This is a genomic window from Streptomyces decoyicus, assembly GCF_019880305.1.
In the GTDB taxonomy this organism is placed as follows: Bacteria; Actinomycetota; Actinomycetes; order Streptomycetales; family Streptomycetaceae; genus Streptomyces; species Streptomyces decoyicus.
On sequence record NZ_CP082301.1, the window covers coordinates 6,087,979 to 6,100,400 of the forward strand.

The window sequence follows — 12,422 nt, forward strand, 5'->3', positions numbered from 1 at the left end:
AACGGTCAGTCCATACGGCGCGGCCCGCCGAGCAGGTTGGTCTCCGCTTCCGTGGGCTGGGTCATGACGAACTGGTGGCCGTCGCGCGAGCACCACAGCATGGCGTTGTCGCTGAGCGTCGGCAGCACCGCGCCGACCTGCTCCGGCAGTCGCATGATTCGCGTCACAACTTCCGCCTCCTCGGGCGAAAGCCGCTGGAGACCGACCAGATCGGCCCGGCTGAGCATCTGCGGCGACCGCGGCCCGAGGAACGGCAGCACGGTCAGCACCGACTGCCAAGGGCTCGGGGCCAGCTGATTGCGCGGCGGCCGCGCACCCATGTCCCGTACGACCAGCACCGGGCTGGAAACCGACGGCCCCTGGGGCGCGATCTGACGCACCTCGTGGACGGACACACACTGCTGTCCGCCGCCCGCGGCCTGCGCCATCTGCCCCCAGGCCGGCGGCCGCGCGGTCTCGACCGCGACCCGGGCGCCGGTGGCGACCGTACGCAGCGCCAGCACCTGGGCCATCCACATGCTGCCGACCAGCGCGATCTCCATCGGCGCGGGCCGCAGCAGGCTCAGCACGGCGGGCTGGTTCTGCGGGTCGATGCCGATGATCACGCCGTCGTCACCGACCGGCAGGGTGAGCGAGGCGAGCGACTCGGCCGTCAGGACGTGCGGGCTGCGCCGCGGGCCGCGCAGGCCGAAGCCGGGCCGCGGCTTGGGACCGGTCGGGCCCGACTGCTCCTCGTCCGGACGCGGCTGGTGCGAGAGCCGGCCGCCGCCGGTGCCGGCGCCCCCGATGGGGGGATTGCGCCAGCCGTTGCCGCTGGTGTTGACGCGGGGCTGATAGGTGGGAGAGGCCATCAGCGGGTACCTCCGAGGGGGAGCGTGGCCAGCAGGCCGGGCAGCTGTTCCCGGTCGAGCCGGACGAGCCCGACCTTCACGGAACCGGAACGGCGCTCCAACTCGCTCTGCGCGGCGGAGAGTTCGTTCTCACTGCGGGTGGAAAGACGGACGTAGCCCGAGATGGCCGGGGCGCGGCCGCCGCCGTGCGTGGCGGTCAGCGCGAAGGTGCTGGCCATGGCCCTGGTGCTGGTCAGCAGCTGGGTGACGGCCGCCAACGGCGCACCGCCCTGGCCCAGTTGGGGCCACCGGCCGATCCAGTACGTGGAGTGCCAGCGGTCGTCGCAGCGCATGGCCCGGGTCGTCTCCTGGGTGCGGCGGGCCGCCCGGCCGTCGCGTCCCATCGCGCCGTTGGCGGCCCGCGGGCTGACGCACACCGCAGTACCGATCGCGGCCACGACCTCGCGCTCGGCGAGCACCTTGGCGCGGACGCCGTGTGCGGTGAGCCGGCTGACGAGCTGGTCGGCGGCGCGCAGCAGCGAACGCTTGGCGCCCTCCATGCCGCCGCCGCGGGCCTCGATCGCCTCCGAGCAGAGCTCGGGGTCGAGCTTGAGCGCGATCCATGTCAGCTGGAGCGCCGGCGTCTGCGCCTGGGCCTGGAGGGGCGCGTACGAGCGGGCCGCGACGGCCTGCTCGGGCAGATGCGGAGCCGGCGCGGGCTGGGTGTACTGCACGAACTGCACCGATTCGAGGTGGATGTCCTCGATGTCCAGCGCGGTGTGCAGTACCTCGAGCGGCAGCATGTGGCTGCCGCGCTGCGGTCGCAGCGGCTCGTCCCGGGCGTCCACCTGCACGAGGGCCGTCAGGAACGTCCCGTCACCGACGAACCCGATGGCGCGCTGATCCGCCTCGGTGGTGAACTCGTAGGTCTGGAGCGCCGGTTCGCACTCCACCACCGGGGCGAAGGCCGGGTCCACGCCCTGCGTGGCCGCGATGGCGGAGGCGCTGTCCTTGCCACGGCGCTTCATGGCGCGCACGGTCGTGATCCATTCCGGCAGCGGAATCTTCCGCCGCCGGCCGAGCGCGAAAACGACCAGAAGGGCCGCGATCACAATGGCCGCGGTCAGTGCGGCCGGGTGGATCGTCCAGCCCACCAGCACCAGCGCCGCGGCGAGTTCGATGATGGCCAGCTGCTGGACGCGCACCCCGCCGATGGTTCCGGCCTGTTGGCGCAGCCGCGGTGCCACCGGACCGGCCGGACGGGCAGCGGAATCCCGGCCGCCATTTCCTCTGTTGCCCGAAGCTGTACCGTTTTGGCCAGCATTTCCCGCGTATTGCGGGGCAGCGGAAGGCTGTTGCTGCTGTTGCCGCCCATTGCGGCGTCGAGCCCTGGTGGCGCTGGACATCCCCCGGCCTGCTCCTCTACTGGTGGTGTGGCCTCTAGACGTATCGGTCGCCCGCTGAGACTGGTGCGTTGGAAGGTGGCACCCGTACCGTACGGGTCGATCGATACACGGCATAGTAGAGGGCGCTACGGCGTGAGTGCCGGGGGCGGTCGCTGTGGATCCAACAGGCGGGGAGAGAAAGCAACAATGGCATCACGTCGGGACGAGCTGAATGCGTATTCGTTTGCTCGAAAGCGCACGAATGCGGCATTTCTGAAGCCGCTGCCGAACGGTTCGATCGAGAGCGCCCCCAGGCCGCTCAAGGCGGTGGTGCCCAGCATCGTCGTGGGTGTCTTGGTGCTTGTGGGATTCGGTGCGTGCGGCATTCTCAAGCCCGTTGCGCCGCAGGGGTGGGACGAAGTCGGCAAGAATGTCATCGTCGGGGACCAATCCACCACGCGTTACATCGTGCTGGAAAACAAGGACCGCAACGGCAAAAGCCAGAAACTTCTGCACCCCATCCTGAACCTCGCATCCGCCCGCCTTCTTCTCGACCCGAAGTTCAGCGTCGTCAAGGTCAAGGAATCCGAGCTGGACGGAAAGCTTCCGCACGGGCCCGCCATCGGCATTCCGTACGCCCCCGACCGGCTGCCCGCCACGGAGGACGCCGACAAGCCCAAGACCTGGGCGGTGTGCAACCGCCCCGGCACCGGCGAAAACAGCAAGCCGCAGCAGGCCGTCTTCGTGCTGGCCGGCAAGGACAAGCAGCTCGTCGAGGACAACAAGGGCAAGCTCGACCTGCACCAGGCGCTGTACGTCGAGGACCCCGACGGCAAGAAGTGGCTGGTCGACAACAGCGGCAAGGCCTTCGCGTTCAACTCCCCCACGCAAGCGGGCCAGGCCGCTCTGCGTCGCATCATCTTCGGCTCCGACGCCACCCCCCAGAAGGTGTCGCAGCAGTTCATGGACACCCTCCTGACGGTTCCGGACAAGGCCGGCATCAGCATGCCCACGGTCGCCGGCGCGGGGAGCGAGACCACCGACCCGAAGGTCCCGCAGAAGGCCAGGAAGGTCGGCTCGATCCTCAAGGACAGCAACGGCCAGAAGTACGTCGTGGAGAAGGACGGCGTCGAGCAGGTGTCCAACTTCGTGGCGAAGCTCCTGGAGGAGGGCGCGAACGCGGACACGCTGAACGGCGACGGTTCGCCGCTGACGCCCGTGCCGATCGCCACCGGCAGCGTCGACCCGAAGCTGGACGACGCACAGAAGCCGACGGACTTCATGGGCACGCTGTTCGGTGTCCCGTCGCCGTGGCCGACCGACGCCGTCTCGGCGGCCAACGACTTCGACCACGGGTCCCAGACCGGTGGTTTCACCAGCCCCACGAAGAGCGGCGTGTCCTGCAGCGTCTACAAGGGCACCAACGACAAGTACCCGGGCGGCGAGGAGAAGCAGCTCGGCTACCCGAACGGCGTGCCGAAGATGCAGGCCTGGGTCGGCACGGACTACCCGGCCAAGATCGCCAGCGGCGCCAGCTCGTATGTCACCCCCGGCAGCGGGCTGCTCTACACGGAGGTGCCCACCCCCTCCGCGACGAGCGGCAGCCTGTTCCTGGTGACCGACACGGGACTGCGCTACTCCATTCCCAGGAACAATGACGGCGGGAACAAGGCCGGCAACGACAAGCAGGAGCAGGACCAGTCGAGGCTCCACCTCGGCTACGGGGCCTCGCATCCGCCGCTGATTCTGAAGGCTTGGTCCTCCCTGCTCTCCGAGGGCCCCTCGCTGGACATCCGGAGCGCCAAGAAGCCGCAGTCGTCCTGATATGTGCGAGGTCCGCGCCGAGGTCCGGCACGTGCTATCGGCGCGGACTTCGGCGCGGTACGGATTCCCTGCACCGTAAATTCACGAGGCCGTCCGTCGCCTTCTCGGGTGCGATCTTCGTCGCACTCCGGCAAGCCCGGTCCTGACCGATAGCATCGCTTCTGTCCGATTCTTTTGAACAACGTTTCAGCGACGGGCAGTTGACAATGTTGTGATCCCGTCACAAGAACCCTCCCCCTGTTGGGAACAGGCATATGGAGTGGTTAAAGTAGCCAAAGGCGTCAGCAGGAGATGCCTACCGCGCGAGCGCCTGTGGCGGCATGCCGCGGTACGACGTACGAGTCTCATGGGGGACGTTGACTATGGCTGGTCAGCAGTACACAACCACCGAGGAGGAGATGGTCGCGTTCAGCGGCAAGATCTCCTCGGTCAATCAGTCGATCCAGGGCGAGATCTCGCGCCTGAACACGGTCGTCGACACCATCACGTCCGGGTGGAAGGGTGCTGCGGCCTCCTCGTACAACCAGCTGCAGTCGCAGGTGAACGAGGACGCCAACCGTCTCAACCAGCTTCTGGGTGAGATCAAGGAAGCGATCGACGAGACCACGAAGAACTACTCCGCCTCCGAAGAGGAGCAGGCCCAGTCGATCTCGCACGTCTCCGCCTCGGCTTCCCCGTTCGGATGATGGGGCCGCGTCGCGCTTTCGCGGCGTAGCTCAGCAGCCACAGCACGGGCCAGCCGGGCAGTCCCCGCCGGCCCGCTGTGGCATGTGCATCGACCAGGCTTCATCAACTCCTGAGGAGACACCATGTCAGGCCAGATCCTCGTAAATTTCGCGACGATCTCGCAGGCAAGTTCCGACGTGCGCGGTACTGCCAACAACATCCGCCAGCAGCTCGACGACCTCGAGGCGGGCGTCAAGAAGATCGCCGCCAGCTGGGAAGGTGCGGCGCAGGAGGGCTACCAGGCCCGCCAGCGCGAGTGGGACCAGCGCGCGGCCTCCCTGCACTCGACGCTTGAGGCCATCGCCAAGGCGCTGGACCAGGCCGCCCAGAACTACCAGGCCACCGAGCACAAGAACTCCGGTATCTGGGCGGGCTGACCTCGCGTCAGCACAAGCACGGATAGCGATCGGCTGAGCAGCCCGACGGCTCGCACAGTGGTCAATGAGGGCGAGCGCGCTGCATCAGTGCGCTCGCCCTTCTGCCGTCCGGCACCGGCCCGTAACTCCCCCACCACCTTCTCCACATCGCCTCTTTCTCCGCCGCTTCCTCACTCCTCGTCCCCGCCCATTCCGTCACACATGGAGAGCAGACAACCCGTGGGATCTCGCGCCATTGGTCATCGAGCCGGGCACCGCCGCCGAGCAGCGGGCGCTCTGGTTACGGCGGCGTGCATTGCCGGACTGTCGAGCGTCACCGCCGCGCCGGCGATCGCGGACGAGAACGTGCCGCTCAACAGCGGTGAGTGCAAGTTCGGCACGGACAACATCGAAGAGACCCCTTGGTCGCTCCAGCGCCTCCTGACCAATCAGTTGTGGGCGAACGGCCGGATGAAGGGGCAGGGAATTCGCGTCGGCGTCATCGACACCGGTATCGACGCGGGCAACAAGCAGCTCCAAGGCGCGATCGGCAGCGGCGGCCAGAGTTTCGTCAAGGGCAAGCCGACCGAGGACAAGGTCGGCCACGGCACCAAGGTCGCCGGCATCATTGCCGCCCGCCCGATCAAGGGCTCCGGCTTCTTCGGGATCGCGCCCGAGGCGACCGTCATCCCGTTCCAGCAGACCTCGGAAGAGAAGCCCGGCACCGCCGAAAGCCTCGCCAAGGCCATCAACAAGGCCGTGGCTGAGGGTGTCGACATCATCAACATCTCTCAGGGAACCGGCGCCGACCGTCGCTTTCTGCCCACCCTCGAGCAAGCGATCCAGCACGCCGCGCAAAAGAACATTCTCGTGGTCGCCTCCGCCGGCAACGGTGGCGCCGACGGCGGCGAAAAGGACATGTACCCCGCTGCCTTCTCGGATGACTACCCCAACGTCCTGGCAGTGGCCGCCTCGGACCGCAACAACGAGCGCGCGCCCTTCTCCCAGTCCGGAAAGTTCGTCCAGATCGCCGCTCCCGGCGTCGACATGGTCTCCACGGTCCCCGACGGCGGCAACTGCGTGGACCAGGGCACCAGCTTCGCCGCTCCCTACGTCACGGGAGCCGCGGCCCTCCTCAAGGCCAAGCACAAGAGCTGGACGCCGCAGAAGCTCATCTGGCACCTCGAGCAGACCGCCGAGCGCGTGCGCAAGAACCGGGACGACTTCATCGGCTGGGGCGTCGTCGACCCGGTAGCAGCCCTCAACGACGACACCGAGCCCACTGCCGAACCCGAGCCCGACAAGCCCTCGAACGTGGCTGACGGCTCCAACATCCAACCGGCCGTCCTCACCATCGGCGAAAGCACCGAGGAACGACGTGCCCGCATTTCCATCTACATCGTCGGCGGCGGACTTCTCGCCGTCGGCGCGGTAGTTGGCTCAGCCATCGCGCTCCGCGACTGGCGGCGAAAGACTGGTTTGAAGACACACGGGGAGGCTTAATCATGGGTGGTAAAGACGAGTACGGCGTCGATCTGGACGCGTTGGACCAGGTGGTCAAGGAGCTCAACCACGTCCTCCAGATGATGGGTGACTCGAAGAGCACGGCCAAGAACAGCACCTACCTGGCGAAGGGCACCCTGGGGCACGGGTTCGCCGAGGAAGGTCAGCTGTACCAGGCTCACGACGCCATGAAGGGCGATATCGAACGACTGATGGAGATGGTCGAGGGCCTGGTCGATCGCTTCGGGAAGAAGTCGTCCAAGGTCAGGGGCGCATATCAGGACGCCGAGGCCGACAACACCGTCAGCATGAGTTGACGTCAGCGGGCGGATTGCAGTGACAGAGAGAGCAAGTTCGATGACGGAGTGGGGGACAGTAGATGGCATCGAATGACGGTAAGTTCAAGCCCGCCGAGGTCCACGTACCGAAGAACGCTGACCCGGCGCCCTCAGGTTCGGGTGCGGCGCAAGAGCAAAGCTACGAAATTGGCCAGAGCCGCCCTCAGTTCACCAAGCTGAGGCTGAACCAGGTCAAGCAGATGGTCGAGGGCTCCAACCCGGGCGAAGTCGGCAATGTCGCCGAGGGCTGGAAGCTTGTTCGCATCAAGCTGGTGGGCGGCGGTCACGGCTGGAACGCCCAGGACTGGAATGACGGCATCAAGAAGAAATTCGATGATGCCGTGACCAAGGTTCTGGAGACCTGGCACGGACACTCCGCGGAACAGTTCGCGACTGCGGCGCAGAAGATCAGCAACAACTTCGCGAAACTTGCTGCCTACCCGCACAACACCGGCTACGTCCTTCACCAGATCAGCGAGCATCTGGCGGACGTCAAGAAGGCGGTCGCGGACGTTGAAGAACCCAGCGAGCTGGAGCGCATCAAGGACCGGGCTGCCGACGGATTGAGTTCGGGGGCCGGTAAGGGCGCGGCTATCGGGAATGCCATCCTGCCGGGTGGCGGGGGTGCCGTGGTCGGCGGCCTTATCGGTGGGATGACCGGGGGCGACGGTCGGGATGACACCCAGCTGAACGCTGACCTCGCCAACCCGAAGATGAGCATCTTCGATGCCGTCAACAAGAACCGTGGAAGCCTGTCGATCGACCGGGAACGTGAGCTCCAGGCTGCTCACTACATGGAGCAGCTGGCTACGACCTATCGGGCGGGGGTCACGGCCATCGGGAAGCCGCCGCTCTCTGGTGGGCGGGACCTACGAGACGATGAGGTTCCCGACTACGACGGTGGGGGCGGCGCTATCCCCCCAATCGCCCCGTATGGCCCGGCGCCGTCCGGGCCGAAGGGCGGCACGACGCCGAACATTCCGGGGGTCAAGGGTGGTGGATACACGACCCCGCAACCACTGGAATCGCCGCGTCCGCACGGTATTGACGGCGGGGTCGGCAGTATCCCCAAGAGCCCTGCACCTCACATCGGGACGGGACTTGACGGCCTCTCAGGAGGCGGCATCGGAGCTGGCGGCGGCTCTGGCACCGGCGGAATTGGTGGTGGCGGTGCCGGCGGCGGTGTCGGTGGAGGCGTGGGCACCGGCGGTCTGGGCTCTGGCGGAGGCTCGGGGTCGGGCATTGCTGGCGGCGGTATGCCAGGAATGGTCGGCGGCGCCACCGGTCGTACGGGTGGCGCCGGCGCTGGAGCAGGCGCACGCGGCGGCCGTGCCGGCATGCCCGGGATGGGCGGTGCCGCTGGTGGCGGAGCCAAGGGCGCTGGCGCCAAGGGCGCCGGCGGCAAGGGCGGCGCGATGGCACGGCAGAAGGGCGGTCTCGTCGGCGGCAAGGGTGGCAAGACCGGAGCCGCAGGGCAGGGAGGATCCGGTCTGCACCGCAGCCGTGGCGGTACACAATCCGGGGCAACAGGCGGTCGTCGCCCGGCGGGCATGGCCGGTGCGCATGGTGCTCACGGGGCAAAGGGTAAGGACAAGGGCAGCGAGAACGGACAGCGTCCCGACTACCTGGTAGAAGATGAGGAGACCTGGACGCCGGAGCGTAACGTGGCGCCCAAGGTCATCGAGTAGAACCTTGTCGGGCTAGTTTCGACACACAGCGGAATCGAAGTGGGGCCCGCAGTCCCCGGACTGCGGGCCCGCCCCCTGTTAGGGAGAGGTGTAACGGCATGAGCTTTACGCGGACGCTGCGTGCAGTTGGCGGCGTGGTGGTGGCGGGAGCACTGCTCTTCGGCTCCGCTTCGGCTGCTTCTGCGGACCAGATCAGAGATGATCAATGGCCGTTGAAGTCGTTTGACGCCGAAAGTGTGTGGAAGGTCTCGACAGGCAAGGGCGTCACGGTCGCAGTGATCGATGATCCTGTTAACGGTGATCACCCTGACTTGAGGGGCAACGTACTGCCAGGGAAGGACGTTGAAAACGGCGGGCCTGCCAACCAAGAGGATCAGGATGATCACGGCACGGCGATGGCTTCTATCATTGCTGGCCATGGGCACGGCGCAGGCAATGCAGAAGGCGTCAAGGGGCTAGCTCCGAGTGCCAAGATTTTGCCAGTAGGCATCCCTTCCGGGGATACGATTTCAGCCCCGAATTCAGGTGGCCTGGCGGAGGCAGTGAATTATGCTGTCGATAACGGCGCGTCTGTTATCAACATGTCATTCGGCCAGGACACCCTGACAGCAGAAGATAAGCAGGCCCTTGTTAACGCGGTCAAGAAGAACGTCTTCCTTGTCGTTGCGACAGGCAACGACGGAGTTGGCAAGCTTGATCAATTGACTTCTTTCCCAGGGGTAGTCGCTGTTGGTGCAGTGGACCAGGGTGGGCAGGTATGGGCGGAGTCGAATTATGGTCCGCAGACGATGCTCACGGCACCGGGCACGCTCATTCGATCTGCGGCGGCCTCAAAGCCGTATCGGAGGGCAAACGGCACCTCTGACTCAGCAGCCTACGTCTCAGGCGCCGCAGCCCTCCTCCGCTCCAAGTTCCCCAACCTCACCGCCGGTCAGGTCGCCAATCGGCTCGTGAAGACCGCTGGTCTGCCGCCCGGGCAGGAAGACATGAAGCTTCCGGACCCGCACTACGGGTACGGCTTCATCCGGCCCTTGCGCGCGCTGACGCAGAACATCCCGGCCGGCTCCAAGAATGGTCCGCTGAAGACCCCTAAGGCCGAGACGGCTCCGGCCGCTGGTGGAGCGTCCGCTCCCGGCGCATCGGGCACCGGTGGCGACCAGGCCGGCGAGCAGAACGACGGACTCGGCATGGGTGCCATCGTGGGCATCGGGGTCGGTGTCCTGGCCGTTGTCGCGGTCATCGTCATCGTCGTGGTCCGGCAGAAGAAGAACGGCCGCAACGGCCCGCCCCCCGGCGGTCCTGGTAGCTTTGGCGGCCCCGGCGGTCCTGGGTTCCCGCCGCAGCAGCAGGGTCCCTACCAGCAGCCGGGGCCGTACCAGCAGCCCGGGCCGTATCAGCAGCAGCCCAGCGCTCCGGGTGCGTTCCCGCCCGCGCCGCCCACCCAGCCCCCGGGCCAGTGACGGCCTGCTGTAAAAAATTGTGCCTCAGCCGGAATTGAGTACGTGAACCAGTCAGTTTCCGACTGGGCTGTCTCAGATAGAACGTTCCGATCCCTGATGGTTGAGGATGGCGCGTAGCTCGTCGGCGCCAATCGCCATAGTCTCCTTGGGTCCGCAGCCATCAGGCTGCGGACCCAAGTGTTTAATTCGGCTGAATTCGTGGTGCCCCAGGGGTCGTTCTTGGCCCCCAGTTATGACGCAGGCATGCGATACACGCATGACCGCCCACACCAGTGTTGGACCCTGGCGGGGGCCTTCGCATACCCCCGGAACTTGGTTGCGTTCCGGGCGCTCGTCGCTCAGCCGTGTCGTCGGCATGTGAGCCTCAGACGCTCCCCGTGACGACCCTCAGCCGAACACCGACCGCACCTCGTCCGTTACGTCCTGGTGGCGGGTGGCCGCGCCGCCCGTGTGGCGGTCGGCGTGGCGCTGTGCGTGGTCGAGGCCTCGGTTGGTGAGGTCTTCCTTGGCGTGGTCGATGTAGGTGGTGGGGTCGGCCAGGCTGGTGACGCCGTCCTTGTACTCCTGGGCGCCTTCCTTGATGCCGTCGACGTATTCGCCGGCCTTTTCCTTGCCGATGTCGGCGGTTTCGCCCCAGTCGATTCCGTCGCGGGCGCCGAAGTGGCTTTCGATGCGCTGCTGGGCGACGTTCTGGGCCATCTCCGTGGCGGCTTCTTGGGCCTTTGCCTTGCCCTCTTCGACGATCTTGTCCTTGGCGATTTCCTTCGCCTGGTCGATGACCTTGTCCTTGACGGTCTCCTTGACCGTCTTCTTCACGTAGTCCGCCGCGATCTTGCGGGCTTCCTTGGAGACGGCCTTCTTCGCCATCTTCTTGATGGCGTCCATGGTGGCGTGTTCCATGGCCTTGGTGGCCGCCTCCATGACCTCGCGTTTGATCTTGTCGAGGATTTGGCGGACCATCACGCGGGTCGCCTGGGTGGCGCCTGCTGCACCGATCTCGGACAGGCCGAGCGTGAAGGGCGCGGCGGCCTGGGCCGCGATGATCTCGGCGGCCAGGATGACGAGCTGGACGATAACGGCGATCTTGCCGGCGAGAACGGCGATGGCGGCCGCGTCGAAGGCGAGGGCGATGACTTCAGCCGCCGCGGCGGCGTCGCGGAGGTAGTTGTCCCCGCTGTCCCCGCCGCCGGAGAAGGAACCCCATTCGTTCGAAAAGCCTTCGATCGCCTCGCCGGAGTTGGCGGAAACGACTTCATTGGCCGCCGAAGAGCCCTGGGAGGACGCTTGATTGACCGACTCGGCGAAGTTGCGCCAGGCCTGCGCGCATTCGTGGAGCTTGTCCTCGTCGGCATCCGGCCAGTTGTAGCCGAGGAGGTCCAAGACCCAAGCTACCTCGCTTGGCAGCGTCAATGACACAGCGATCGTCCCCCGTGCAGTTGTAGCCGATTGCGGAGTGGAATGGTGGTGGTGAAGAAAAGGGTGGCGGTGGCGTGGGTGGTGACGGCGGGAATTCAGCTGCGGACAGCTCGCGGAAAGCGCTCGGGTGCCGCCTTACGGGAGCGGCGGTCCCGGGCGCATGACAGGTGCGCCCGGGTGCCCGTGCGGCGGGCCGGCGTCAGATTGCCGGGCGGCCGACCGCGCTGATGGTGTGGATGCCCTGCTCGTCGGATTCGGTGTACGAACCGGCCATGTTCTGCAGCTTGTCGCCGATGCCTTCGAGGCGCTCGCCCAGGGAGTCCATCGACTCGAACATGCCGTCCCTGATGGGCGTGTAGATCGTTTCGAAGATGTCGCCGAAGTCGCAGTTTTCCCAGGGGCTGCCGAGGCCTTCAAGATCGTCCTGAAGCTTCTTCGACGCCTTGGAGAAGTCGCTGCCGATGTGGACGAATGCGTTGCCCTGTGTGCGCAGCACATCCGGATCGACGTCAAATGCCTTGCCTGCCACCCTTGCCCCCGTTATGCGGTGTGCCGCGCAGATACTTCTCGCGTTCTTAACGATCCCACACACTAGGCGATCTGAGCGCAAGCATGTCAAGGCGAGATGTGTGGAGGGAGCGTGGGAATTCTGAGACTCAATTGCGTGCGGATTCTGTGGAATTGACCCGTCTGTGGCATGGGTGAATCCGGTGGGGGAGGGAGTGGGAGGGCGAGTGAGGGTCCACGGCCGACGTGCTGAAAGGGCAGGTTAAATATTGGTACGTCATTGGTCAATTATGGGGGCGGGGTCGTCCTCCGCTGGTTGCCGGTAGGTGGCTGTGCGAGCAATGGCGGGTGTCTGCGGCGTCAATCGCGTGCGTCAGGGAATGGCTCGC

11 protein-coding genes are annotated in these 12,422 nt (G+C 66.3%); 7 read left to right on the plus strand and 4 right to left on the minus strand.

All coding sequences use genetic code 11. The annotated features are described in order from the left end of the window. Positions 1-5: 5 nt before the first annotated feature. Positions 6-851, minus strand: a complete 846-nt coding sequence (locus K7C20_RS26910; protein WP_053210079.1) for a hypothetical protein — start codon at positions 849-851, stop codon at positions 6-8. Next, positions 851-2,077: a type VII secretion protein EccE gene (eccE, locus tag K7C20_RS26915; RefSeq protein ID WP_053210080.1), complete on the minus strand. Its 1,227-nt coding sequence runs from the start codon at positions 2,075-2,077 to the stop codon at positions 851-853. Before eccE ends, K7C20_RS26910 begins: the two co-directional genes overlap by 1 nt. A 345-nt stretch (positions 2,078-2,422) precedes the next feature. On the opposite strand from eccE, the gene K7C20_RS26920 reads away from it, so the two are divergent. The 7 genes from K7C20_RS26920 (at position 2,423) to K7C20_RS26950 (ending at position 10,110) form a co-directional block, all read left to right on the plus strand. Continuing rightward, positions 2,423-4,039, plus strand: a complete 1,617-nt coding sequence (locus K7C20_RS26920; protein WP_030080332.1) for a type VII secretion protein EccB — start codon at positions 2,423-2,425, stop codon at positions 4,037-4,039. Positions 4,040-4,401: 362 nt separating this feature from the next. After that, a complete protein-coding gene (locus tag K7C20_RS26925; protein ID WP_006602761.1) occupies positions 4,402-4,725 on the plus strand; it encodes a WXG100 family type VII secretion target in 324 nt (107 codons plus the stop codon). 123 nt (positions 4,726-4,848) lie between these two features. Beyond that, the gene (locus K7C20_RS26930; RefSeq protein ID WP_006602760.1) at positions 4,849-5,142 is read left to right on the plus strand and encodes a WXG100 family type VII secretion target; all 294 of its coding nucleotides are present in this window, start codon (positions 4,849-4,851) and stop codon (positions 5,140-5,142) included. Positions 5,143-5,361: 219 nt separating this feature from the next. After that, positions 5,362-6,624, plus strand: a complete 1,263-nt coding sequence (gene mycP / locus K7C20_RS26935) for a type VII secretion-associated serine protease mycosin (protein WP_053210081.1) — start codon at positions 5,362-5,364, stop codon at positions 6,622-6,624. Between the two features lie 2 nt (positions 6,625-6,626). After that, on the plus strand, positions 6,627-6,941 hold the full coding sequence (locus tag K7C20_RS26940; RefSeq protein ID WP_030080337.1) for a hypothetical protein: 315 nt from the start codon (positions 6,627-6,629) through the stop codon (positions 6,939-6,941). Positions 6,942-7,003: 62 nt separating this feature from the next. Beyond that, the gene (locus tag K7C20_RS26945; protein ID WP_048829309.1) at positions 7,004-8,650 is read left to right on the plus strand and encodes a hypothetical protein; all 1,647 of its coding nucleotides are present in this window, start codon (positions 7,004-7,006) and stop codon (positions 8,648-8,650) included. Between the two features lie 98 nt (positions 8,651-8,748). Then, the gene (locus K7C20_RS26950) at positions 8,749-10,110 is read left to right on the plus strand and encodes a S8 family serine peptidase (RefSeq protein WP_030080340.1); all 1,362 of its coding nucleotides are present in this window, start codon (positions 8,749-8,751) and stop codon (positions 10,108-10,110) included. 387 nt (positions 10,111-10,497) lie between these two features. Here K7C20_RS26950 and K7C20_RS26955 read toward each other — a convergent pair whose 3' ends face one another. Together K7C20_RS26955 and K7C20_RS26960 are read right to left on the minus strand one after the other, a co-directional pair. After that, positions 10,498-11,490: a WXG100-like domain-containing protein gene (locus K7C20_RS26955; protein WP_245171684.1), complete on the minus strand. Its 993-nt coding sequence runs from the start codon at positions 11,488-11,490 to the stop codon at positions 10,498-10,500. A gap of 235 nt (positions 11,491-11,725) precedes the next feature. Next, on the minus strand, positions 11,726-12,055 hold the full coding sequence (locus tag K7C20_RS26960; protein ID WP_030080342.1) for a WXG100 family type VII secretion target: 330 nt from the start codon (positions 12,053-12,055) through the stop codon (positions 11,726-11,728). Between the last annotated feature and the right edge of the window lie 367 nt (positions 12,056-12,422).

Excerpts from the sequence above, each read along its gene's own strand:
- K7C20_RS26930 (WP_006602760.1), top strand. The coding sequence starts at position 4,849 with ATGTCAGGCCAGATCCTCGTAAATTTCGCGACGATCTCGCAGGCAAGT.
- K7C20_RS26910 (WP_053210079.1), bottom strand. The coding sequence starts at position 851 with ATGGCCTCTCCCACCTATCAGCCCCGCGTCAACACCAGCGGCAACGGC.
- K7C20_RS26920 (WP_030080332.1), top strand. The coding sequence starts at position 2,423 with ATGGCATCACGTCGGGACGAGCTGAATGCGTATTCGTTTGCTCGAAAG.
- K7C20_RS26925 (WP_006602761.1), top strand. The coding sequence starts at position 4,402 with ATGGCTGGTCAGCAGTACACAACCACCGAGGAGGAGATGGTCGCGTTC.
- K7C20_RS26940 (WP_030080337.1), top strand. The coding sequence starts at position 6,627 with ATGGGTGGTAAAGACGAGTACGGCGTCGATCTGGACGCGTTGGACCAG.
- K7C20_RS26945 (WP_048829309.1), top strand. The coding sequence starts at position 7,004 with ATGGCATCGAATGACGGTAAGTTCAAGCCCGCCGAGGTCCACGTACCG.
- K7C20_RS26950 (WP_030080340.1), top strand. The coding sequence starts at position 8,749 with ATGAGCTTTACGCGGACGCTGCGTGCAGTTGGCGGCGTGGTGGTGGCG.